The 23,062-nt window shown below is 62.9% G+C and carries 12 protein-coding genes and 1 tRNA gene; 4 read left to right on the forward strand and 9 right to left on the reverse strand.

Features of this window, described 5'->3' with window-relative positions; genetic code table 11:
- Nucleotides 1-46: 46 nt before the first annotated feature.
- The gene (locus A4H34_RS08030) at nucleotides 47-622 is read left to right on the forward strand and encodes a cysteine hydrolase family protein (RefSeq protein ID WP_064231753.1); all 576 of its coding nucleotides are present in this window, start codon (nucleotides 47-49) and stop codon (nucleotides 620-622) included.
- On the opposite strand, the gene A4H34_RS08035 is transcribed toward A4H34_RS08030, so the two are convergent.
- Both A4H34_RS08035 and A4H34_RS08040 read right to left on the reverse strand, forming a co-directional pair.
- Entirely contained in the window at nucleotides 540-2,477 is a 1,938-nt protein-coding gene (locus tag A4H34_RS08035; protein WP_064231754.1) for an SGNH/GDSL hydrolase family protein, read from the reverse strand. The two genes, A4H34_RS08030 and A4H34_RS08035, sit on opposite strands and share 83 nt — an antisense overlap.
- 366 nt (nucleotides 2,478-2,843) lie before the next feature.
- Nucleotides 2,844-4,361, reverse strand: coding sequence for a glycoside-pentoside-hexuronide (GPH):cation symporter (locus tag A4H34_RS08040; RefSeq protein WP_064231755.1), 1,518 nt, complete (start codon nucleotides 4,359-4,361; stop codon nucleotides 2,844-2,846).
- A 224-nt stretch (nucleotides 4,362-4,585) separates the two neighbouring features.
- Between A4H34_RS08040 and A4H34_RS08045 the strand changes: the two genes are divergently transcribed.
- On the forward strand, nucleotides 4,586-8,020 hold the full coding sequence (locus A4H34_RS08045; RefSeq protein WP_064231756.1) for a glycoside hydrolase family 2 TIM barrel-domain containing protein: 3,435 nt from the start codon (nucleotides 4,586-4,588) through the stop codon (nucleotides 8,018-8,020).
- 125 nt (nucleotides 8,021-8,145) lie between these two features.
- On the opposite strand, the gene A4H34_RS08050 is transcribed toward A4H34_RS08045, so the two are convergent.
- Together A4H34_RS08050 and A4H34_RS08055 are read right to left on the reverse strand one after the other, a co-directional pair.
- Nucleotides 8,146-9,156 carry a LacI family DNA-binding transcriptional regulator gene (locus A4H34_RS08050; protein WP_064231757.1) on the reverse strand — a complete coding sequence of 337 codons (1,011 nt, stop codon included), beginning with the start codon at nucleotides 9,154-9,156 and terminating at the stop codon, nucleotides 8,146-8,148.
- A 262-nt stretch (nucleotides 9,157-9,418) separates the two neighbouring features.
- On the reverse strand, nucleotides 9,419-10,156 hold the full coding sequence (locus A4H34_RS08055) for an NAD-dependent protein deacylase (RefSeq protein ID WP_064231758.1): 738 nt from the start codon (nucleotides 10,154-10,156) through the stop codon (nucleotides 9,419-9,421).
- Between the two features lie 196 nt (nucleotides 10,157-10,352).
- Here A4H34_RS08055 and A4H34_RS08060 point away from each other — a divergent pair, with 196 nt between their 5' ends.
- Nucleotides 10,353-13,769: a hypothetical protein gene (locus tag A4H34_RS08060; protein WP_064231759.1), complete on the forward strand. Its 3,417-nt coding sequence runs from the start codon at nucleotides 10,353-10,355 to the stop codon at nucleotides 13,767-13,769.
- Nucleotides 13,770-14,240: 471 nt separating this feature from the next.
- On the opposite strand, the gene A4H34_RS08065 is transcribed toward A4H34_RS08060, so the two are convergent.
- From A4H34_RS08065 to A4H34_RS08085, 4 genes are all read right to left on the reverse strand, one after another.
- Nucleotides 14,241-14,918, reverse strand: a complete 678-nt coding sequence (locus tag A4H34_RS08065) for a toll/interleukin-1 receptor domain-containing protein (RefSeq protein ID WP_009200186.1) — start codon at nucleotides 14,916-14,918, stop codon at nucleotides 14,241-14,243.
- The gene (locus A4H34_RS11050; protein WP_156510298.1) at nucleotides 14,918-17,350 is read right to left on the reverse strand and encodes a hypothetical protein; all 2,433 of its coding nucleotides are present in this window, start codon (nucleotides 17,348-17,350) and stop codon (nucleotides 14,918-14,920) included. Before A4H34_RS11050 ends, A4H34_RS08065 begins: the two co-directional genes overlap by 1 nt.
- Nucleotides 17,351-17,539: 189 nt before the next feature.
- Nucleotides 17,540-17,613 (reverse strand) — tRNA-Met (locus A4H34_RS08080).
- Nucleotides 17,614-17,765: 152 nt separating this feature from the next.
- Entirely contained in the window at nucleotides 17,766-20,735 is a 2,970-nt protein-coding gene (locus A4H34_RS08085; protein ID WP_064231762.1) for a UPF0182 family membrane protein, read from the reverse strand.
- Nucleotides 20,736-21,128: 393 nt separating this feature from the next.
- On the opposite strand from A4H34_RS08085, the gene A4H34_RS08090 reads away from it, so the two are divergent.
- A complete protein-coding gene (locus tag A4H34_RS08090; RefSeq protein ID WP_331711614.1) occupies nucleotides 21,129-21,632 on the forward strand; it encodes a PPA1309 family protein in 504 nt (167 codons plus the stop codon).
- Between the two features lie 184 nt (nucleotides 21,633-21,816).
- On the opposite strand, the gene A4H34_RS08095 is transcribed toward A4H34_RS08090, so the two are convergent.
- Nucleotides 21,817-22,920 carry a YlbL family protein gene (locus tag A4H34_RS08095; protein ID WP_231871005.1) on the reverse strand — a complete coding sequence of 368 codons (1,104 nt, stop codon included), beginning with the start codon at nucleotides 22,918-22,920 and terminating at the stop codon, nucleotides 21,817-21,819.
- Between the last annotated feature and the right edge of the window lie 142 nt (nucleotides 22,921-23,062).

A 23,062-nucleotide genomic window follows, 5' to 3' on the forward strand; every position in this document is an offset into this window, starting at 1 on the left:
ATTCGTGCCACTGTCGGCCTCGCGTCGGCGCTGGTTTCCTTGAGCCATGGAAGGAAAGAACACAGCCCTCATCGTCATCGACGTTCAAAAAGGCTTCGACCACGGCGTCTACGGCCCGACCGCGAATCCGCATGCCGAAGCCAACGTCTCGCAGCTCATCGACGAATGGGCGGAGAGACGGCTCGGTCCGCTCGTCGTCGTCCGCCACGACTCGCCCAACCCGCTTTCTCCGCTCCACCCCGATTGCCCAGGCAACGAACTGAAGGAGGACGTCGCCCGAGCCGAGGCCGACCTCACGATCTCCAAGCACGTGAACTCGGCGTTCTACGGGAACCCCGATCTTCACGCGTGGCTTGGCCGTTCGCACATCGAGTCGCTCGTGCTCTGCGGAATCCAGACGAACATGTGCGTCGAGACGACGGCGCGGATGGCCGGCAACCTCGGGTACGACGTCACGGTTGCCTTCGACGCCACGCGAACGTTCGACATCGACGTCGAGGTCCCCGGCCTCGGACGGCTGCGGGAGAGCGCGGAAAACCTCATGCGGGCGACGGCAATGAACCTCGCCGCCGGAGGCTTCGCGAAGGTTCGCACGACGGCGGACATTCTGTCGCGGCTTTGACCGCGTAACCGCCTTCGGCCTGGGCGGCCTGCCGGCGCCGCGAGCCGTGGCTTTTCGCAGCGCGCGGAGCTTGCTTCGCTGCGGGCACGTGCCGCGTGACGAAGTCTTCCATGCCGCGGTCGTCGGTCACGACGGCGGTCACTGTCGCTTTCTCCGCCGAGGGAATTTGGACCGACGTCCGGGCCCCGGACACGACCGTTTCGCCGCCGTCGGAGCGCTGGACATACCAGTCGACATGGACGACCTTCCCGTCGGCGTCGGTCGAAGCCGAGGCGTCCAGCGACATCCGGTCTCCGTCGCGCTCAACCGCGATTGCGCCTGCAGGCCGCTCATTGTCCGCCCGATCCGCGGCGACCCGGAGCTCTTTACGAGCCTGGGCGTCTCGGGCCTGGACGCCCTCGGCCCGGGCGCCTCCCGCTTTGGCATCCCGAGCCCTGGAGTTTCCGGCCTTTGCGGAACCCGACGAATCCGACTGGCCGCCAAAGCCTCCCAGGGTTCCCGTCACGGCCTCCGCTGTGGCCGAGTGGCCCGCCTGGGTCGGGTGGAAGCGTCCGTCGTTGAGAATGTCATGGATCCACGATCCGTTCGATCCGCACAGCTCGTGCCCCTCGAACGCGGAAGCCGTGTCTGCAAACAGGAAGCCGTGGCGCAGCGCGGCGGCCTTGAGGGCGGCGTCGAGCTCGTCGGTCTTCGCCGTCATCCACCGCTGATCCACCTTTTTCACGCCCTGACAGCGCCCCGGAATCGGCCCGCCCGTTCCGCCGCCGGCGGGAAAAATGCGCGGATAGCCCACTGCCACGACCGTCGCGCTCGGGGCTCGCGAGCGAATGTCCGCCGCGATCGAGTCGTAGCTGCGGACGCCTTCTTTCTTCGTCTTGCCTCGAAGAGCGTCGATGGCGGAATCGACTGGGCCGGTCACCGCCCGGTCGGTGCTGCAGGCGACGAACGGAAGGAGGCTCTTGCCTCCGATGCAGTCGCTGAGAACCCTGCTGAAGCCGGCGTCGTTGCCGCCGATCGCAAACGTCACGAGGCCCGTTGAGGCGTCGAGCCGCGAAAGCTGCGCCGGCTCTCCCCAGGCGGACTTGGCGTTGTAGAAGTCGCCGGTGCGGGCCCCGGAGCAGGCCCCGAAGTCGAGTGTTTTGCCCGCTTGGCCGCTCACTCGGTGGGCGTACGCGGAAGACGAGCGGTGGCATCGGTTTCCATTTGCCTCGTCGGTCCCTTCGGCGTACGGAGGGACGCCCTCACCCGAGGCGTAGGAGTCCCCGAGGGCGACGTATTTCCCGGCGGGGACGGTCGCCGGCTTCGCGCGGGCCGCCGACGCCTGGTGGGAGGCCGACGTTTTGTGGGAGGCCGACGCCGCATCGCGGGCGACGCCGCCCGGATTGGCCTCCGCCGCCGCGCCCTTCGAGACCGCGCCCCGGGCATCCGCGGCCAGGGCGAGGGCGCCGGATGGCGCAGATCCCTTGTCAGCCTGGCCGGCGCTGGCTTGCGCACCGATCGCCGAGGCAACGAAGAAGGCCGACGCCGCAACGGCGACCTTGAGCCGAGACGGCGAGGCTCCGAGCCTAGACGGATGGACGCTCCGTCGCGACGGCAGGTGCCCGAGCCCGAACGGGAAAGAGCCGCGCCGGGGCGGCCGACCGCTGCGTCGAAGCGACGGCCTCCCGCGCACGGCCCCGAGAGGACGCCCATAGATTCCTGCATCCTCGAGGCGCCCCGCGAATTTTCGACGAGGAACTTGCGAGCCGCCGGATCTACGGGCGACACAGTCGGGCTCATCGACGACGTCGCCGGTTCGACGCGCGATGTCACGGATGCGCGCGAACAGATTCGATGAATGGGATGCGTTGGACATGGTGGGCTCCTCAAGCCTTCGGGGCCGCCCTTTGCCTGGACCTTTCAGCCGCCCGGACCGCCAAGCGGACCCTACCGATCAGTAGTCAATTATGAAGAGCATCCTTCGCGGATACGGCGACGTCAAGGCTTAGTTGCAGTTTTTAGTACCCGTCGCATGCAGGAGCCGCCGAAATTCAGTCCCGCCGCAATTCCATCCGTTTCTTCCGTCGCGCCTGGCTTTCCGATCGACAGGCTGAAGCGAGGCGAACCGGCGGGCTCGCGCACCGTCAAACCCGCCGGTTCACGATGGGGACCCAGAGAGCGGCCCTCCGAAACACCCGCTCAGAGGCGTTTGCCGGCCTCGGCCTTTTGCCGGATCCGAGCCTCAGACCCCCTTTTCGGCCTTAACGCAACCTTCCTTTTCGGCCTTAGCGCTGCCTTCCTCGTCGCGTTCCCCATCGCCCTCCTCTCCCAGCTTGGCCTCCAGCTGAGCGACGATTTCCTCGTGGGCCTTTTCGCTCAGCGTCACCTTGAACATGAAGGTGAGGGCCGAGAGGACGATGAAAGCGAGAGGAGCGTAGAACGCGGCCGTTTTGAATGTTTGGATGTTGCCCGCAGTGAGGCTGTCGGGGTCGGCCCCGTTGGTCATCGCGGCGGCGATCGCAACGAAGCCGACGATGCTGTTGGAAACCGCGCCCGCGATCTTGTCGAGCATCGGCCGCACGGAAAGCGTGACGGCCTCGTCTCGCTTTCCGGTCTTCAGCTGGCCGTACTCGACCGAGTCCGTCAGCGAAAGTATCGCCGTCATCTGAATGAAGGTCGCGGGGACGTAGAACAGCACGAGGGCGATGAATACAACGACGACGTTGCTCGAGAACAGGATGAAGAGCACGTACGCCGCAATGAGCATGCCCAGGCCGCCCAGGTATAGACTGCGCCGGGGCACGCGACGGTTGATGAGCGGGTAGAGCGGCGTCGTGGCCAAGCCCGCGACGAAGGCGATGACGCCGACGATCGAATACTCACTGGGCATCCTCAGGACGAATGTGAAGAGATAGAGCATAAATCCCGTGGTGGCCACATTGGCGACGGCGTAAAGCAAATAGCTGAGCGCCACCCAAAGCAGCTGATCGTTCCGGGCGATCGCGACGAATGCCTGCAACGGGTTCGTGTTCTTCTTGGCTTTCGCTCGCAGCGCGCTCTCCTGCTCGGTGGTTCCGAAGGCGACCGCGAGCGCCGTGACGATGCCGAGGACGGCGATGATCGCCCCGAACGCCGTCCATCCCGCCTGGGTCTGCCCCGAGGAGCTTGCAAAGAGCCCGCTGAAGAAGCTGACGATCGGGATGACGACGACGGTGATTCCGTTGTAGCCCAGCGACCCCGTGAACATTCCCAGGGCTGTGAAAACTCCGCGCTCGTGCGATTCGGTCGACAGGGCGGGGATCATTCCCCAGTAGGAGATGTCGCGGATCGAGTAAAAGATGTCGAGCAGGATGAAGACGATGGTGAAGACGACGATGAAAACGGTTTTGTTGACGTTTACGAGGCCGAACAGCCCGGTGAAGATCGCGAACATGAGGACCGAAGAGACGACGCCGCCGATCACTTGCCATGGGCGGAAGCGGCCAAAGCGCGTGTTGGTGTTGTCGATGAGGTTTCCGAGCAGGGGATCGAGGAAGATCTCCGCGATGCGGACGATGAAAACAAGGGCTGTGATTATGCCGATCAGCGCTTTCGCTTCGGACTTGCCGTAGTGAGAGAACAGGGTTTGGGCGGCGTAGTACGTGACGAAATAGGTGCTGAGCGCGTTGTAGAACGCCGCCTGCCCAAGGTTGCCCACAGCGTATGAGATTCGCTGGACGATTCTTCCCCGCGGGGCCCCCTTCGTGGTTGTAGTGGACATCTTCTTCTCCTTCGAAGAGCGGACCGCGGTCGACCGCGCCCCGCCGACAGACAATCGATTACCTATTCAGGTAAACAAAGATTACCTTAGTTTTAGCTGTCAATCTCCCATTTGTCCAGAAGAAAACCAACTCGTTGCGGCGCACACAGGATCAGGTTTACACTTGCAGCTAACCGGTTTACCTTAACGACAACGACGTGATGCACCACTGGAGGTAGATCCCAATGCCCACACCGTTCCCCGCCCCGTCTTCATTGCCCGCGCCTTTCCCGGCGTCGGCCTCCGCCCCGTCGGCTTCCAAGGCGAAATCCTCCTGGCTTGAGGACCCCGCCGTTTTCGCCGTCAATCGCCTGCCTTCCCACTCAGACCACGCATCGGACTCACCGACGCAGAGCCTGGCCGGCGCCTGGACGTTCCGCACCGTCCTGGCGAGCGAGATCGACGTCGAGAACCCTGAGTTCGCGAAAACCGACGGGCAAACGTCGAACTTCCGAACAATCGACGTCCCCTCGACCCTGGAAACCGAAGGGGGATGGCGCCCCGCCTACGTCAACATTCAGATGCCCTGGGACGGACACGAAGACCCTCAAGCGCCGAAGATCCCCAGACTCAACCACGCGGCCCTCTACCGCAGGGAGTTCCGATTGGACCCCGCCCTCGCCGAAGCCGCGAACGGCGGCAACGTCACGATTGCCTTTGAGGGATTTGCGACGGCCATATACGTGTGGCTCGACGGCGCCTTCGTCGGATACGCCGAAGACGGCTACACCCCGAGCGAGTTCGACGTCACCGGCATCCTGTTCGGGCGGGAGGGCGCCGACATCGACCCCTCTGCCGCGGACCACGTTCTGACCGTCGCCTGCTTCGAACACTCGAGCGCCTCATGGCTGGAGGACCAAGACTCGTGGCGTTTCCACGGCCTTTTCCGCGACGTCGTTTTGACCCGCAAACCTCGCACGCACCTCGACAATCTGCGCGTGAACGCCGATTACGACCACTTGGCCGGGGCCGGTTCGCTCAACATCGACGCCGCAGTCGCCGAACCGGAGGAGCAGGGCGACGTTCGAGCGGTCCTCACGGACGACGCCGGCGCCGTCGTGTGGCAATCGACGGCGCGGCAGCAGGGCCGCACCCGAATGTCCTCGGGCGAACTTTCTGGGATCAGGCCGTGGTCGGCCGAAGATCCGGCCTTGTACACGCTCACGTTGACGTTGACCAGGCGGGGCGCCGCCTCGGACGCCGCGGTCTCCTCGGGCGAAGCCGTCTCCGACGTCGTCGAGACCGTTTCCCAGCGCATAGGATTCCGGCGATTCGCCGTCGAGGACGGAATCATGACTCTCAACGGGAAGAGAATCGTCTTCAAGGGCGTGAACCGGCACGAATTTGACTGCCACAAGGGACGCACCCTCACGGAGCAGCAGATGATCGACGACATCGTCTTTTGCAAGCGCCACAACATCAACGCCATCCGCACGAGCCACTATCCCAACGACCGGCGCTTCTACGCGCTCGCCGACCGCTACGGCGTCTACCTCATCGACGAAGCCAATCTGGAGACCCACGGCTCGTGGAACGTCCCCGGCGACGTCGCAACGCCGGAAACCGCTATCCCCGGATCGCGCATGGAATGGGAAGGCCCCTGCGTCGACCGCGTCGAATCGATGATCCACCGCGACTACAACCATCCGTCGGTCCTCATCTGGTCCCTGGGCAACGAATCCTACGGAGGCGAGGTGTTCCGAAGCATGTACCGCCGCGCGCACGAGCTCGACCCCGTCCGCCCGGTCCACTACGAGGGAGTCACCTGGAATCGCGAGTACGACGACGTCACCGACATAGAATCCCGCATGTACGCCCATCCGGACGCGATCGAGGATTATGTCTCGCACTCCCCAAACAAGCCCTATATTTCGTGCGAGTACATGCACGCCATGGGGAACTCCGTCGGAGGCCTGTTCGAGTACACGGATCTGGAACGGTATCCGCATTACCAGGGCGGGTTCATCTGGGACCTCATCGACCAGGCCCTGTGGAAGGAGCACGCCGACGAAACCCAGGGCGAGCTTCGGGGCTGTTTGGAGTATGGAGGGGGATTCGCGGACCGCCCGTGCGACTACGAATTTTCCGGCGACGGCCTGCTGTTCGGCGACCGTTCAATCTCCCCGAAGGCGGCGGAGGTCAAACAGGTTTACTCGAACATCCGCCTTTTCCCCAGTCCCGCGGGCGTGCGCGTAGTCAACGACAATCTATTTGCTTCAACCGCAAGCTGCGAGTTCGTCGCCAGCCTCCTCGCAGACGGCGTGAGCGTCTGGTCCCAAACGCACCGGTTCGACGTTCCGGCGGGGAACGCCGAAGAGTTTCCCATCCCATGGCCGAGCGCCGAGAGTCAGACGCCCGGCGTCGAACTCACCTACGACGTCGGCGTGCGCCTTGCCGAGGAGACTCTGTGGGCGCCGGCCGGGCACGAAATCGCCTTCGGCCAGCACACCGTGCGCGTCCCCGCGAAACCGGGGCAAGCCGCCAAGGAGACGCGCGACGTCGGCGAGGCGGCGCACGGCGTCGCGGCTGAGGCAGGGCGGGCGACCGCGGTTCCGTCGCCGGGCGATGAAGGGGGTGCGGCGCCGGCCAACGGAGCGCCAAGCCCCGCGGTCACCGTCGGGCGCTGGAACGTCGGCCTGCGAGTTGGATCGCGGGAGGCTCTGCTCTCGCGAACCCAGGGCGGGATCGTCTCGTGGACGAAGAGCGGCAGAGAGTACGTGCTCCGCCCGCCCAGAATCACGACGTTCAGGCCGCTGACCGACAACGACCGCGGCGCGGGCCACGGCTTCGACCGGGCGCGGTGGGCGACGGCCGGACGCTATGCGCGGTGCGTCGACGTCGCCGTCGACGCCTCCGAAGGGGACGTCGCGGTCGCCTACGTCTACGAACTCGCCACTCCGGCCAGGAGCCGGGTCACCCTGCGCTACGCGATCGACTCGGCCGCGCGCATACGCCTGACCGCCGACTACCCGGGCGAGGCGCACGCGCCCACGATCCCCGCCTTCGGTGTCGAATGGGCTCTGCCCGGCGAGTTGAGGCATTTGCGCTACTACGGCTTGGGCCCCGAGGAAACCTATGCGGACCGCTCCTCGGGCGCACGCCTCGGCGTGTGGGAGACGACCGCCGCGCGCGACTACGCCCCTTACCTCGTCCCTCAGGAGACGGGGAACCACCGGGGCGTGCGATGGGCCGAGATCACGGACGGCGCCGGAAGCGGAATACGCGTCAGGCGGCACGACGCCGACGGATCGGCGCTTGCTGCGGCCGACGTCGAAGGGGCGGCGCTTGCTGCGGCGGACGCGGAAGGAGCGGCGCTTGCTGCGGCGGACGCGGAAGGAGCGGCGCTTGCTGCGGCGGACGCGGAAGGAGCGGCGCTTGACGCGGCGGAGGGATCGACGCTCAACGTGTCTGTGCTCCCCTACTCTTCCGCGCAAATCGAGGAGGCCTCCCACCAGTGGGAGCTGGCCGATCCGTCGAGGACGCCCCTGACGCATTTGCGGCTCCTCGCAGGGCAGATGGGCGTCGGAGGGGACGACTCGTGGGGGTCGCCAGTTCACGAGAAATACCACATCGCCGCTGACCGGCCGCTGCGGCTCGACGTCGATCTGGAGCTTATCTAAACTCCCCGGCCCAGGGCGTGGGCCGGGCGGTCTGCCCGACCTTGGAATGCGGGCGGCCAAACAGCGGCGCGGGGCCCGGCCGCGAGGCTACGGGGCCAGGGCGCCGTGCCGCACCCGCCACGCATTCACCCCGCGGGGGCGAAGCTGTCGCGAGCCACGAGCTTCGTCGACACAAGGACGTGGTGACAGGAGGAGTATCGGCCGATGATCGAGTCCGAGAGAAGGAGAATGGCAGACTCCGCCAGCTCCGAGCAGTCGATGTCGAACGAGGTCAGCGTCGGCGAGGTGTATTGGCAGACCTCCTGGTTGTTGATGGAGACGACGGCGACGTCTTGAGGCACGCGGACGCCTGCGGCGTCGAGGGCCTGCAACGCGCCCACGGCCAGCGGGTCCGCGGCGACGAGGATCGCATCCGGCATGCGATCCTCGTTTTCCGCGATCAACCGGGCAGTCAGGCCGCGGCCGTTCTCGACGGTGAAGGCGCCGCCGACGTATGAAAGGCCGTCGACGTCGAGGCCCAAACGCTGCGCCCAGTTCGAGTACGCCAAATGGCGAAGCTCCTCGTCGTAAAAATGCCGGCCCATGATGTGGCCCGTTCCGCCGACAAAGGCGATGCGACGACGGCCCGCCGCCATCAGCGCGTCAAGCCCGTCAAGAACCGTTTGCTGCAAATCCGGCCGCACCGAGTGGAACAGCCCCGGAGCCGGATTGATGTCGATGAACACGCCGTGCGGCAGTGCGCGGCTGAGGGCCGTGAAATCGTCGTCGGCCAGCGGCGCCGGGCCTATGGAGATGAAACCGTCGAATTTCTTGCCCGCGCCCACGAGGGAACGCGTGTCGGGAAACGGGGTGAGCTTCGTGTTGTGTTCGTCGGCTTTGGCTTTCAGAGCCTCGCGGATCTCAAAGAAATAGGCGTCCTGCAGCCCGCGCTCTGGGTCGATGTTGTCTAAGACGGCCACGTCCTGCGGAATTCCTACGCGACGCCCCTGCACGGAATACCCCATCTCGTTGCCCGCTTGAAGGATGCGCCTGCGCGTTTCTTCACGCACGGTGAACGTGGGGTCTCCTTTGAGAACCCGGGACACGGTGGCCTTCGAGTACCCTGTCGCAGCGGCGATGTCTGCGAGGCTGACCATGACGGTTGACCGCCTCCTTTTGAACGGGAAAACGAACGAACTTGAATGGAAAATCGTTTTCGCTGACCAATGTACCCATAGAAGCTGGGCAAACCCAAGAAATAAGCGAGGAGCCCTCCGCCTTGGAGGAGGGCTCCTGAGATACGGCGCACCGGTCCAAGCCCGATGCTCACACTGAATAGTTTAAGATCCGTCAAGGCTTTGTGCGAGCCAGACTCTTGCCGGAGGCATCGGGCCAAGGGCCGTGGCCGAACTGCCGCGGTCAGACGGCCCGGGCGAGTTCTGCGAACACCTTTCCCACCGGGTCGCGGATGACGAGGTTTGCCCGCGAGTCGTATGGGGTGGGCGTGGCGTTCATGAGCACAAGGCGGTCGCCGTCGTAGTAGTCGACGAGGCCGGCGGCCGGATACACGACAAGGCTCGTTCCGGCGACGATCAGCATGTCGGCGTCGGCGATCGCTCGAACCGCGCCCTCCAGAACGCCGCTGCCGAGCATCTCCCCGTAAAAGACGATGTCGGGCCGAACGACGCAGGCGCATGAAGGGCAGCGGGGAGCCGCCCCCGTCCGCGCCTCGTCGAAATCGGCGATCGAAAAACGCCGTCCGCAGCCCGTGCATAGCAGGCGCGACCAATTTCCGTGCAGTTCGAAAATCCGCTCGGATCCCGCCGACTGGTGCAGCCCGTCGATGTTCTGCGTGACGACGGCGGAAAGCGATCCCCTCTTTTCGAGCTCCGCCAGAAACTTGTGCGCGGCATTCGGCGCGACTCCCTCGCGTGCGTTTTCCTGTGCAAACCACTCCCAATACGCCTGCGGGTGCGTCTCGAAGAAGTCGATGGACAAAACGCGCTCGATCGGGATTTCACGATCCTGATGGAAAAACCCTTTGGCGCCGCGAAAGTCCGGTATGCCGGACTCCGTCGAGACCCCGGCGCCGCCGAAGAAGACGATGCGATTAGATTGCCCGATCCATTGAGCCAGCTGGCGCCATTGACTGTCCATGTCACCAGCCTAAACCTTGGGGGGCCGCACCACAGCCGGTTTCGCGACGTCGGCCTTTTACGACGCAGGCCTTTCACGACGCCGTCCCGCGCCGCCCGGCCTTCGCACCGCCTGGCGACGTCCGAACTTCGTGCGTTTCGTCTTTCTAGGCGGAACGTAACAGGTTAGAGGCTCCCGGATTCGCTAGGCTCATATCATGACGATTAAAGACGCAGCCACTGCTTCCGCCATCGCCCTGCGCTTGGAGCTTCTGGGAATTCCCGCTTTGGCGCAGGTCGATCAGAGCGAGACGGACAGCCTCATGTCCCCGATATTGGCACGCCAGCGCGAGCTTTCTCGCCGCCTGGCGCATCGCCCCTGCGCTGCCGATCAGCGCATCCAGAACTTCCTCGACTCCTACTTGGAGGGCGCCGCCGAAACTCCCCAGCTGCCGCGCTCCACTTTCGTGCTCGACCAGCCCGGTCTGGCTCGCGCGCTATCGCTCCCGGCGGATTCCACGAGCTTCGTCTCCGACTACGTCGAGAGCTACAAAGTGCTGGGAGGCGTCCTGCACAACCCTCGAAACGACCGCCGCACAACGGCCGGCGTCTTCCACGTCGCCGAAGGCGGCCTTCCCATCCCGGATGACAAGATCGCCGTGGACCGTGACGTCTTCGCACGGCTGTTGGCCCACGCGGTCGACGCGCCGGACGACCTGCTGACCCTGCCGTGGGCATCGACCCGCGCCGAACCCGCCCGCTGCTTTGTCTCGCTGCTGCTGCGTCCCATCGTCGTCCCCGAGGTTCCCGGCTTCTCTGCCGAACGGTCGATGGAGATCCGCTTCATCGCCCCGGGCGGTCTCGTCTCGAATCTCGACTTCGTCGAGGGAATCTTCGGCAACGGCGGCGACCCCTATCTTCCCGAGAACGACGCCTCGCTCGCGCCGGAGTCATGGACCGGCCACACCGGCTGCGTCGTCCTCGCGCCGCATCTGACGAAGCTGACCAAGAAGGAGCTGGGCCTGCCCTCGTGGGAGGATGCCACCGAACGCCAGCGCCGCGACGGCCAGTGCTGGAAAGACGAGAACGAGCTTTACAACGGAGGCAAGGCATTCAAGTGCGTGGCGCGGGACGAGCGCGGCGTCATCGTCACCGTCGTAGCGGACAACTACTTCGGCTACTGCAAGAAGGAAGTGAAAACACAGATCGGCTACTCGGCGAACCTCTTCGGCTGCGTCGAGGAGGAGCACGCCGGCGGCGCCATCGCCTACCCGCGCTACAACCTGGGTCAAGAGTTCACCGACGTCCACACGCCCGAGGGCCTGACCCTTGAACACGTTGTGGAAAGCAACCCGGGCCGCTTCGAGGTGCGCGAGGACGGCTCGGCCGTCGCCGTCGAGGACCCAACAGTTGTGCTGGTGCCCGGCGGGGCCCGCTACTCCATGCGCAGCCAGACGATCGCGTGGACGCGGCCCGACGGCGGGGAATCCTCGATTCGGCTGCTCGTGGGCAACACCTACGTGGCACCCGGAGGCTATCGGGTGCACGCCAAGCACCGCGAGGGCGACGCCACCCAGTGGCATCTGGTGGGCACGGCTCCATGGTCGACCCAGGCGCACAAGCCCGCCACAGTTTCAGGCGGCGGAAAGTCAGAGATATCCAAGTCTCTCCTCGACGCCTTCGTATTCGGCGAAGCCTACGTCGGCGACGTCGACGAAGATTTCGACACCGTCCAGAGAATCCTCGACGGCAACTACGCCGACCGCTTCGTCGACCCGGCGAACAAGAGCGAGCATCACCGCTCGATCCTTTCCGAGCGTCGCTCGCTGGGAAGCGTGATCAAGCTGCTGACGCCGTCGTCTATGTACACCGACGAATACAACGCCTTCCTCGAATCCATCCCGGACCACATCAAGGAGCTTATTTTCACCGTCAAGCGCTTCTACCAGCCCAGCTGGGGCAAGGACTGGCGCAGCCACTTTTCCGTGGGAATCATCAACGGCCGCAAGGGAAACTCGCTGCGACTGGACGGCGAAGTCATCAAAGTCAACATGCTGCGTGTGGGCTTCGAAAACGACGGAGCCTGGCGCCTCCTTTCTCTGCGTCCGGATTTCTCGCCCGCCGCGAAGGTTCAGACCGAGGACGACATCACCGCCTCGATCGTCGCACCCGGAGGGCTCGAATCGACGCCGGATTCCGAGCTTTCACGCAAGTTCGTGGCCAATTGCGAGAGCCTGCTCTTCCAGCGGCCCGACGACGCGATCGTGCGCGGTTACGACAAGCAGACCGAATCTGACATGTCCGCCCCCGACGCCGACCTCTTCATCTCGAATTTCCAGCCGCTGACGCCCGACGACGCCCGGGCAATGGCCGCGGACGCCCCCGGGCTGTCACATTTCACCGAGCCCATGCAAAACCTGGTCAACCGCGCGGCGAAACTGCCGAAGGCCGATGACCCCGCCAAGGAAACCTACTGGGTTTGCACGGCGAACCCGCGCCTGGTGAACGGGGTGCCCACCAAGAATCCGCGCTATCTCCAGGTCCGCCCGGACATCGCCAATCCGAAGGACGTGGCGCTGGCGGATCTGTCCAACCACCTCTTCCGCGACGTTCCGCTGGACAAGCCGCTGCGCCACAGCGTCGACGTCGTCGCCGCGGGGCGCCGCAACAACCCGCCCGAAGAAGGCGTGCCGCCGCTGTGCGCGTATAATCCCCTCCATTACATGGAGCTTCCCGAGCTGTTCATGGAGTTCATCTCGTCCATGACCGGGAAGTCCCCCTCGACGACCGGCGCCGGAAGCGAGGGCGCCCTGACCAAGGCCCCGTTCAACGCCTTGCCGGCCATATACGACCTCAACGCCGCGCTGCTGTCTTACGCCCTCAGCGGCTACGACGGCTGGCTGTCCTCCGCCGGCTACATCGGCCCGAAGGTCAAGGTGGCGCATGACATCTCCCTGCTCATCCCCGAAATCTTCTCGCGAATGAGCGTCGAGGAGCGCAACGCCCGCAATCTAGTCAAGCGGGGCTTTCTCGAGAAGATCGAGGACTTCGAATACGAGGGCCGCACAGTTCACGCCTCCCGCCTCGGCTACCGCATGAACCGGGCATTCGCCTCGACCTTCTTCGGCCGGATCTTCCTGCATCCCGACATCGTCTTCACCGAGGAGATGCTGCGCCCCGAGCTGCAGGACGAGGCGATCTTCGCCGACTCGGTGGACGTCATCGTCACCACCCACAAGGTTGTGGCGGAGCACTACCGGGCCGACGGCTCCATCGAGTGGGCCGTGCCGCCGCTGCGGGCCCTGCTGGAGATCATGATCGACGGCGTCTCGCGCGAGGGCTGGAATTTGGCAAGCCCGGAGTTCCGCGCACAGTTCGAGCGCGAGAACATTCTGAACTCGGCCTGGTATTCCGAGCGTCTGGACGCCAAGGCGGCCCGCGACGCACGGCAGGCTCGAGAGGCGATCGAAGCCCTTGCCCGTTTCTACAAGGGCGAGAACAACGAGGAAGTCATCGAACGTTTGGGGCTTGACGAGCGCTTGGCGGCGGCCCGCGCTTGGCTGGAAGAGGTCACTTCGCAGGCCTATCGCGACCACCTCGTCGGCAGCCTCGGCCTCCAGCCCTCGCTGGCCTGAGACCAAGGGTCGACGTCGAAGTTTCGTCACCCATCGCGGCCAGGATATAACGGGCGGGCAAAGCGGGCGCCAAGCCTCGCCTGACGCACAACATACACCCCGGCAAACGGCAAGCCCCGGGCGCCGCGCAAGCCTCAGCGGCGAGCGCGGCGCCCGAGCCAAAGCTTTACGCCCCGAGGCTTTCGGCTTGCCTTTCGGATCCCTCTCCATTCGAGATTTGCGCATCTACGCCGGCGTTCTGGTAGAAAGCGCCTCTCCGCGCTCCGGGAGAAAGCGCCTCTTCACCGCCGCGACAAATCGGGCGTTGAGGTCGTCGTCGCCTTGAGGCGGGGCATTCACCAAGATGCGACGTTTTCTGTGATTTGCTGCTGCCAAGCGGCTTGCGTAAGGAAGTCGGCATGGACGATGTCCACATCTCGATCCCCTACTAGGTCGCAGACAATACGGACTTCGACTTCAAGAAGATGTCTGCTAATCAGAAGAGTCTTCCGAAAGAGACGCAGAAAGCTCGGTTTTCAACCACTCCACAGCGGATGGTTGGTCTTCTGGGTTGACGGAATGGCGATTGGTCCAGATCACTGCATTGCCAACCTGTCTATTGAATGACGCAGCGGCCTCTACGCGCTTCCATTGACTGCCCGTCAGCCCTTTCAACGTCGCCAAAGTCTTCACTAACGCACGCGCATCGTCATAAGACTCCGACTGTTCCAGAGCAAAGATCAGCATGTCGGCAATGAAATCAGAAGTTTGACCATTCGAAGCGAGCCACTGAAGGACAGCGTCGGCTATCCCTGCAGGTTTCGCAACGTCTTTTGGTTCCAATGCCTGCTGATGAGCCAGAAAACCGAGCGGCACTTCATCCTTTGCGTATCTGATCCACAAAACCGGCAATTTGCGCCCCAGCGCGTACCCAATCTCCTGTTGAGCCCAGACGCTCTTGGAATAGCCGCTGGTTGCCACACACACAAGAGCGATGCTGTCGCATAGATGCTTCCGTATCGTTTCAACCCAGTCTGCACCTGGATTGATGTTGTGCTTGGCCATAACCGAGCCGATATGCAATTCCGAAAGCGCGTTATGCAATTGATCTGTGATCCGTTCTCCTTCGTCATCTTCGACGTAACTGAGAAACAGCTTCAGTCCTTCCATTAGCACTGCCCTCCCGAAGAACCGCTCTGTGTAGAAGCACCCCAGTCTCGATTCGCGAGTCCTTTGACTATCAGGCCAGCAAGATCAGAAGCGCGTTGGGTCGTCATCATTCTGACTCTGTCGGTTTCCTCCAATCCTGTAAGACTGACGTCGTAGCTGCCGAGAATCTCGTCGATTGCCGATTTGTACTGAGAATTCGCCTCGATCGCCGCAATCGACTCGCGCGCAATCGGAAGCTTTGCCTCGGGACTGAGCAAACTCGCGAGAACAGCCGCAGCCCCGCCAAAACCACCGGCAATAAAAAGAGGTTGTCCTGCTCTCACCGCATAAAGTGCTTCCTCCACGATCCCGGGGAGACGGCCCGAGTAACCTTTCGGATTCAAGCTTGATCGAGGCGTGGTTTTCCCACCGATGACAAGCCTAGCGTTGCAGTGCTCAGGCAGGCGTTTTCGAATTTGTGTCAACGCCATCGAAGTCTCCTCTGCAGTGCGATTCTCCCACGCCGACGATTCTGTAACGTCTTGTGCAATGCCACGCTCGTCAAGAACCTGAATTCGTCCAGTGGAAGCGAACGTGTCGGCTGCGTCTGCCAGCTGCTTAAGAACGTCCGCTGTCAGAACACTGGTGCACGGGACGGTTAATTCGAACATTCGACCAGGGTGAAGACTCTCAACATTCTCAACGCTGGTCCCATTGTGGCGATGCCGCTCCAATTTCGCGGTCTCGATATAGCGTCTCACGGTGTCGAGAACGGGAGTGGCGAGATCGGGAGCATGCGTGCCAGGCGCACCGGCATAGGTGATTCCGCCGCCGGCTAAAAGCACCATCTGTGCAACCTCCGCAACAGCGAGCTGGAGATGGCCTGGTTGCAGCCCCAGGGCCTCCAAGTCTTCATTCCTAGCCATGGATATTCCGAGCATAAGGCCGCTGAGCGGACGTTGAAGAGCCAGATTGGGCGTGTGGAGCGTCGGTTCTCCATCACCGTGAGTGCCCCCGGCAGCGAAGAAAGTCCGAGGCGTAAGCAGATGAACGTGTTTTCTCTCATACCCCGAAAGAACGCATAAATCAACCATGACCTCGTGTTCGGGAGGAAGAAGGGGAGGATCGGGATGCAAAAGCCAAAGATGAGTGTCATCAGGGAATCTTTGCTTGTGCTCGGCGAGGAAAGCTGTAAGCATCAAAGGCTCGGGAGCACGGGCGGGTGCAGCGTCGAAGCCGATGCTATTGGAGTTTTTCATTCTTTTCGCTTCGATGCCAACCTCGCATCCTTGCGCAAAGCCTGCCTCCTTCTCGCATTCGACAGCGAAAGGAATGTCTTGATGAAACCAAAGAGCACGCTTGAGAGTCTCATCGACCAGGCGATTGAGCGCAGAGACTATAACGGCATCTCCCTCGTGCACTTGCCGAGCATCGGTTTTATCAATGTCAGACTCGCGAAAAGCGACAGTTGGGACATGGTCAAGAAGAAAAGAGCCACGCTGCTCGCCATTGGAAAGCGCACTTAGACAGACGATGGGCATATCCGCTTTCTTCGCCTCGAGAACTTCCCACTGCGTCCATTCGCGGCTCGCATATGCATCTGTTCGCACCATAAGCAGCGCACTTCTTCGAGCGCGCTCACGGATTTCGCTGTCCCAATCAACTCCTGCTTGAAGGTCGTGAACATCGACGAAAGTTGCCAGTTTCGTCTTTTTTGCCACAGCCTCAACCTTGGCGACGGGGCCTGTGGGCATCGTTCCAAATTGATCTTCGCGGGGAGCGTCCGAGCGGGCGTGTGAAACGAATATTGTCAAACGATCGGACAACTTTGAGTCACGAAGAAGACCTTGGATAACTGCCTGCCCGAGATCTCTCGCCAATTCTCCTTTCGCGGCAGGGAAAGACTCCTCACTAGAGGTTCGAAGACACTCAATGTATCCCTGGTTGACGCCTTGCCTCCCCATGAGACGGCCAACAATGGGAGCATTTGAATAGTCGGGCGAAACAGCAGGAAGAACAGGCAAAATAAGAGTTTGTGTCTTCTTGTCTGCATTCATTTCACGGAGTCTTACGGCACTTTCGAGGTATCGAGCCCACGGCGAGCCGACGTCCAAGGACGCTTGTACGAGATTCCTGCCAACAACCGGCAGCACAACACAAAACGGCGCGTTTTCTGACTGCGCCGAGAATCGTTCCTCTCCTATAATTCCATTGGGCGTGACGATCGGAAGAAGATTACCATTTCCGCCTGGCATAGGGAGCGAGCGGCCATACACTTCGACAGCGCTGCCCGCCAACCCTGAAAAAGAATCGGAGTGATAGTGCTCAAAAAGCGTGGAGCAAACATCGGCACCGTCTAAGTCGTTCGGATGCCACACGACGAAAACATCCAAAACCGCAGCCGAAGGGGCATCGCGACGAACGCTTTGGGATCCGGAATGCTTGAGACTCATAACAGAAATAATAGTAAGTAATAGAGCATTTAGCAGGAGTAATTACGTGATCTAATTTCGCGCGTTCAAGAGCGCTGCCGGAATCTTCTTAGACCAGGAGAAGCCTGATTCATCCGGCAGTTCAAACGAGAAGCGCGTCGTCGGGGCGTGGGAAAGGCCCGGACCTTGACGGGTCCGGGCCTTTGTCTGTGGCGGGGGCAGGATTTGAACCTACGACCTCCGGGTTATGAGCCCGGCGAGCTACCGAACTGCTCCACCCCGCGTCGGCCCGTCTAGTCTACCGACGTTCCAAGCCCGCTAGCAAGGAGGGAGGGAGTGTGAGGTGTCACGTTGAGGGCAGGGCGTATGCTACAGGCTCCGCCCCGCCCCAGTTCGGTCGCATAGGCGATGCCCGCCGCATAGGCGATGCCCGCCGCTACTTGCCGCCCTCCGTTTCTCGGCGAGCTTTGACGGCGCGCTCAAGCGCACTCTGCAGCTTCTTCTGCGCCTCGCCATAGGCCGACCAGTTGCCTTCCTTCATCGCCGAATTCGACTCTTCCATTGCCTTCTGAGCGTCGCTCAACGCGGACTGAAGCTCGTCAGCCGGCGTCGCCCCTCCCCCGCTCGGCGACGCGCTGGGCGAGCTAGGCGAAGCCGAAGGAGAGCCGCTCGGGCTCGGCGAGGCGCTCGGATCTGCTTTCGGTTTGTTGTTCGAATCCGCCGACGGAGCCTCCTTGTGCCCGGAAACGTTTGCGTCGCCGGCCTGTGCACCGGAATCACCGCCGAAGGTCTGGTTGAGCGACTCTTCGAGCGTCGGCGCAAATCCAATCTTGCTTCCCTTGCCGAAGGTCGTCAGCACGTACTGCGCGATCGGGTAGGAGGTGCTTCCGCTCGTCTTAGATGCTTGGACGTAGACAGGTTGGACGTACAGGAGCCCGCCGCCTATTGGCAACGTCAGAAGGTTGCCCATGATGACCTGCGTCCCTCCCTGTTTGAGAAGGTTGAGGGTAGTCGAGACCTTCGAGTCTGTCAGGAAGTTGTTCTCCGCCTGGCCTGGGCCGGGTACCGTCACGTCCCTCGGTAGCTCTATCAACCTCAATTGCCCGTATCCCTTGCGAACCTTGCCGGGTTCGCTGCCGGCTTCCGAATCCACCGCCAAGAATCCCGTCATGACATTTTGCTTGTCCGCTCCACCCAAGATGAATCCCGTGGAAAGCGAGAACTGCGCCTTGTCCTGGCCGGGCATCTGGAGGGTCAGGTAGTACGGGGGCTGATCCTCCGTCGAGCCCTTGGGCGCCGTCGGCTCCTGCGGAACGTCCCAGAAGTCCCCTCCCGAATAGAATTCCTTGGCGTTGGTCACGTGGTAGCGAGACAAGAGCGTGCGCTGGACCTTAAACATATCTTCCGGGTAGCGCATGTGGGACATCAGATCGCCCGACATCTTCGACATGGGAGTCAGCGTTCCCGGGAAAACCTTCGACCACGCGTTGACGATCGGGTCCTTCTTGTCCCACTGGTAGAGCTTGACGGATCCGTCGTAGGCGTCCACAACCGCCTTGACCGAGTTGCGTATGTAGTTGACCTGCTCGGGAGACTCCCCGTACTGGCCTGCGCCCTTGGACTTCGCGTCCACCGTGGCCTCGTTCAAGGATTGACGGGCCGAGTACGGGTACTGGTTGGTGGTCGTGTACCCGTCGAGGATCCACACGAGGCGCTTGGGCGTCTTGGGGTTGCCGTCCATGTCGACGACGGCGGGGTAGACCCTCGAATCCAAGGTCAGATAGGGCGCAACCTTGGAAACTCTCACACGGGGATCGCGGTCGTAGAGGATCTGCGAGTCCTTCGTGACGCGGTCGGAGAAGAAGAGGTCCGTGTCGCGGAATTTGATGGCGAACATGAGCTTGGAGAAGGCGTTGCCGATCTTCGGGCCGCCGTCGCCGGCATAGGTTGTGGACTTGACTCCGTTCTTCGACCCGCCGGTCGGATAGTCGAGCTCCCACGGCGTCGTTCCCTTCGGTGCACCGACCACGGAATAGTCGGGCGAAGACTTTCCGAAGTAGACGCGCGGCTCGTACTTGCCGAGTTCGCCCGTCGAGGGGATGCCCTGCTGGAAGAAGGACGGTTCGCCGTCCGACGTCGTCGTGTTGCCGTAAGCCGAGACGACGCCGAAACCATGGGTGTAGACGGTGTGGTCGTTGACCCACGTACGCTGCCCCTCCGAAAGCCCGCTGAGGTTGAGCTCGCGAACGGAGATGACCGTGTCGCGCGGAGTGTCCTTGATTGTGTAGCGGTCCACGGAGAGCTGCTGATCGAAGGAATAGTACGGCCTGTTGCGCTGGAGCTGGGTAAAGGTCGGCGAGATGATATTGGGGTCGAGAACGCGGATCTGCGCCGTGGTCTCGGCGTCGGAACGGAGCTGGCCCGCGGCGGCGTCGGTCTGCGCCTTATATCCGCTCTTCTTCACGTTGTCGAGGCCGTAGGCGGCGAGGGTGGCGTTGATGTTGCGCTGTATGAAGGTCGATTCCTTCTCGGCGGCGTTCGGGACCACCTGGAAGCGCTGGACGAAGTAGGGAATCGCCGTCGTGACGACAAGGCCCGCCACGGCCGTGACGGCGATTCCGATGACCGTGAACTTCCACAGCCCCTTGACTGCCGCGAGAACGAAAAGGCCGGCGATGAGCACCGCGGCCAGCGACAAGATCGTGATGCCGGGAAGGGAGGCGTTGATGTCCGTGAAGGAGGCGCCGGAAAACTTCTCGTTGTTGGCAAGAAGCATGTTGTACCGACGAAGCCAAAGGAAGCCGGCCACGACAAGCGCCGCGAGCGCTCCGAGCACGCCGAAGTGGACCCGGACGCGAGAGGTGAGGACGACCTTCGAGCCGTCGGAGGAAATCCCGCCGTAAAGATAATGGCTGACGATGGCCACCACCGCGCCGACGGCGAGAAGCGTGACCGACAATGCAAGGAGCGATTGCAGAACCGGAAGGGTGAAAACGTAAAAGCTCACGTCATTGCCGAATTCTGCATCCTTCTGACCGAAAGGCGTGCGGTGAAGCCACAGAACGTAGGTGCGCCATTGGCTGCCGAGCTGAGCGCCGAAGACAATTCCCAGGGCGAGCGGAACGAAAAGGCGGGCCAGCCACGGGTGCGCCTCTATCTGCTGGCGATACTGGTCTATTCCCTTTCGAACGGCCGTTTTTTCCCCTGTTCGGGCGACGATGTGGTTGACGAAGGCAGACAGGCCCACAAGGAGTGTTCCGAACGTGCCGAGGGCGATGGCCCACCCCCATTGGGTCCAGAAGACCTTGGCGGCTTTCAGCTGGGAATACCACTGCACATCTGTCCACACATTGGCGAAGACGACAAGGCCGGCCAAGAGGACGGCAAGGACGACGAGGGTCGGCACGAAAACGCCGACCGACCGGCTTCGGCCGCCGTCCTTGGAGGGACTGGGGTTAATGCTTGTAGCGGACAACTTCGCCTCACGTGTTTCGACTCCGCGGTCGGTCGACCGCGCTATTCCAAAACTAGCCGATGCGCGGCGACATTCCCAGACGCTCGAGGCCTTCGACGCCCGATTCGGCCCGGAACGACGCCCTTTGACGCATCAAAAGAAACACAGGGCCCGGTGGGATTCCCAGGGTCGGCCATCCTCGTGTCGGCAGAGAAGACGACGCACGGCTTGGTTGCAATCCTACCAACGCCCGCAGCGAACGCGAACCTCGCCTGCAGTTCAATGCGGGCGGCGCCTTGGGGCGGGGCGACGTCGGCTGCGGTGCGCCCGTGGCACACTTGTGGCGTGAGTGAAATCGAACAAGCAGTCAAAGAGATCGAAGCCTACGTCGCCGCAGACGGATGGGACGGGCCGGTTCGCGTCTTTTCCCTCGTCGACGCGGAAGCGGCGATGGCCGTCAATTCGACCCTGGCCGCGGAGCTGCCGGCCGACGCCACGGGCCTGCTGTCCATTGAGCAGGAGGGGCTTCCCAGCTCGGACTCGATCGACGAGCTGCTTGGCAGGCTCGCCTGGCCCGACGCCGTCGACGGCGCGGCGATCAGCCTTGAACGCGTGACGCTTCCGCCCGAGGCGGAGGCCGAGATTCCCGACGACGCGGAAGAGGCCCGGCGTTTCGTCGCCGCCGACCCTCGCCGCGAGGACATAAGGATGGTCGTCGGCGTTCTTCGCAACGGCGAAAGCTGGTGCACAATCAGGCTGCGCTCGCACGATTCTCAGGCCGAGGCGATCTCCGGCGCCGATTTGGTTCCCCAGATGGTTGAGGCTCTCCTGGCGACGTTCGCCGAGTAACCCGCGACGCTCGACGAGCGACCCGCGACGCTTGACGAGCGGCCACGCCCTCCTTGCAGGCGCGTCGCTTTCCGCGTTCGGGCGCGTCGCCTTCCAAGGGACTCGGCCTGCCGCTTTCCGCTTTCAGAGCTCCTAGTTTTCCGCGGAGCGCCCAACCCGTCGCTTCTTCGGAACTTTCAGCTCCTCACTTTTTCGGAGATTTGGCGACTACGTCGCGGCACGTCTGCAAATCCGAGGTTTTGCCCGCGCCGATGGCCTGGACCGCCTTGACCGCCTCGTCGAAGGTGCGCACGGAGTAGACCTTCATCCCCTTCGGCTCGTACCCGACCGTCTCGGCGCAGTTTTCCGCGGGCGCGAGGAAATGCTTCGCTCCCTTTTGCGAAGCCCCGACGAGCTTGTGCTGGATGCCGCCGATCGGGCCGACGTCGCCGCCCATCGACATCGTTCCGGTGCCCGCGATCACCTTGTCGCCGCCCAGCGAGCCCGGAGTCAGATCGTCGTAAATGGCGAGGCTGAACATCAATCCGGCCGAGGGGCCTCCGATCTGTTCGACGCCGTAATTGACCTTCACCGGGTACTTGAGGTTCTTGCTTGAAAGGTAGACGCCGAGCTTGGAGCCGGGATGGGTCCAGCCGGTTGCGTCGGCCTCGTGCGCCGCCGTGACGATCTCGGCCGTCTTTTCTTTTCCGTCGCGGGCGAATCCCACCGTGACTGTCGTTCCCGGCGCGATCTTGGCCAGCCGTTGGACCAAATCGGAATACGTCCGTATCTCGGTCTTCTGCCCTGCGGCCGAGATCGAGGTGAGAATGTCCCCCTTGGTGAGCTTGCCGGACGCGCGGGAGCTTTTCGGCACGCCTGCCACCACGAGTTTCATCGCGACGGTGTGGCCCGTCTTCCCCAGGGCGACGACGGCCGCGTTGTCCTGAGAGTCAGTCATGAGAGCGGCGTTCTTCTTGTCGACGTCGCTGGACGTCTCGTTCTCAGAGTAGAGAGCCCGCACCGGGACGGCCTGCATGTCCGGCGCGAAGAGCGAAGCGAACACCTGGGCGGAGGGAACCCCGTTGTCGGCGGTTCCGTACGAGCTGACCGTCGTCATGAAAAGTTTCGTCGAAGAAGTGTACGTCTTGGCGCCCGAAAGCGTGACGAGCTGCTTGCCCTGGTACTTCCCGGCGACGTCGATGGCAGGGCCGGCTGTCTCGACGACGTAGGCGCTGGGCATGACGAGGCCTATGACGGCAAGCAAAGCGAATGCCCCTCCGGAAACGAGGCGTCTGCGTGTTGGATTCACTCGTCTATCATGCCCGAGGGAGGCGCGTCTTCGCATGCGCAGAGAGGCCGGCCACACATCTTCAAACACCTCCTCAAGGAACGGCGCGTCCTCGCATACGCGGAGAGGCCAAGCGTCAAAACCCGACCACCGGCCCAACGAG

This window comes from Peptidiphaga gingivicola, from assembly GCF_001652275.1.
Taxonomy (GTDB): domain Bacteria; phylum Actinomycetota; class Actinomycetes; order Actinomycetales; family Actinomycetaceae; genus Peptidiphaga; species Peptidiphaga gingivicola.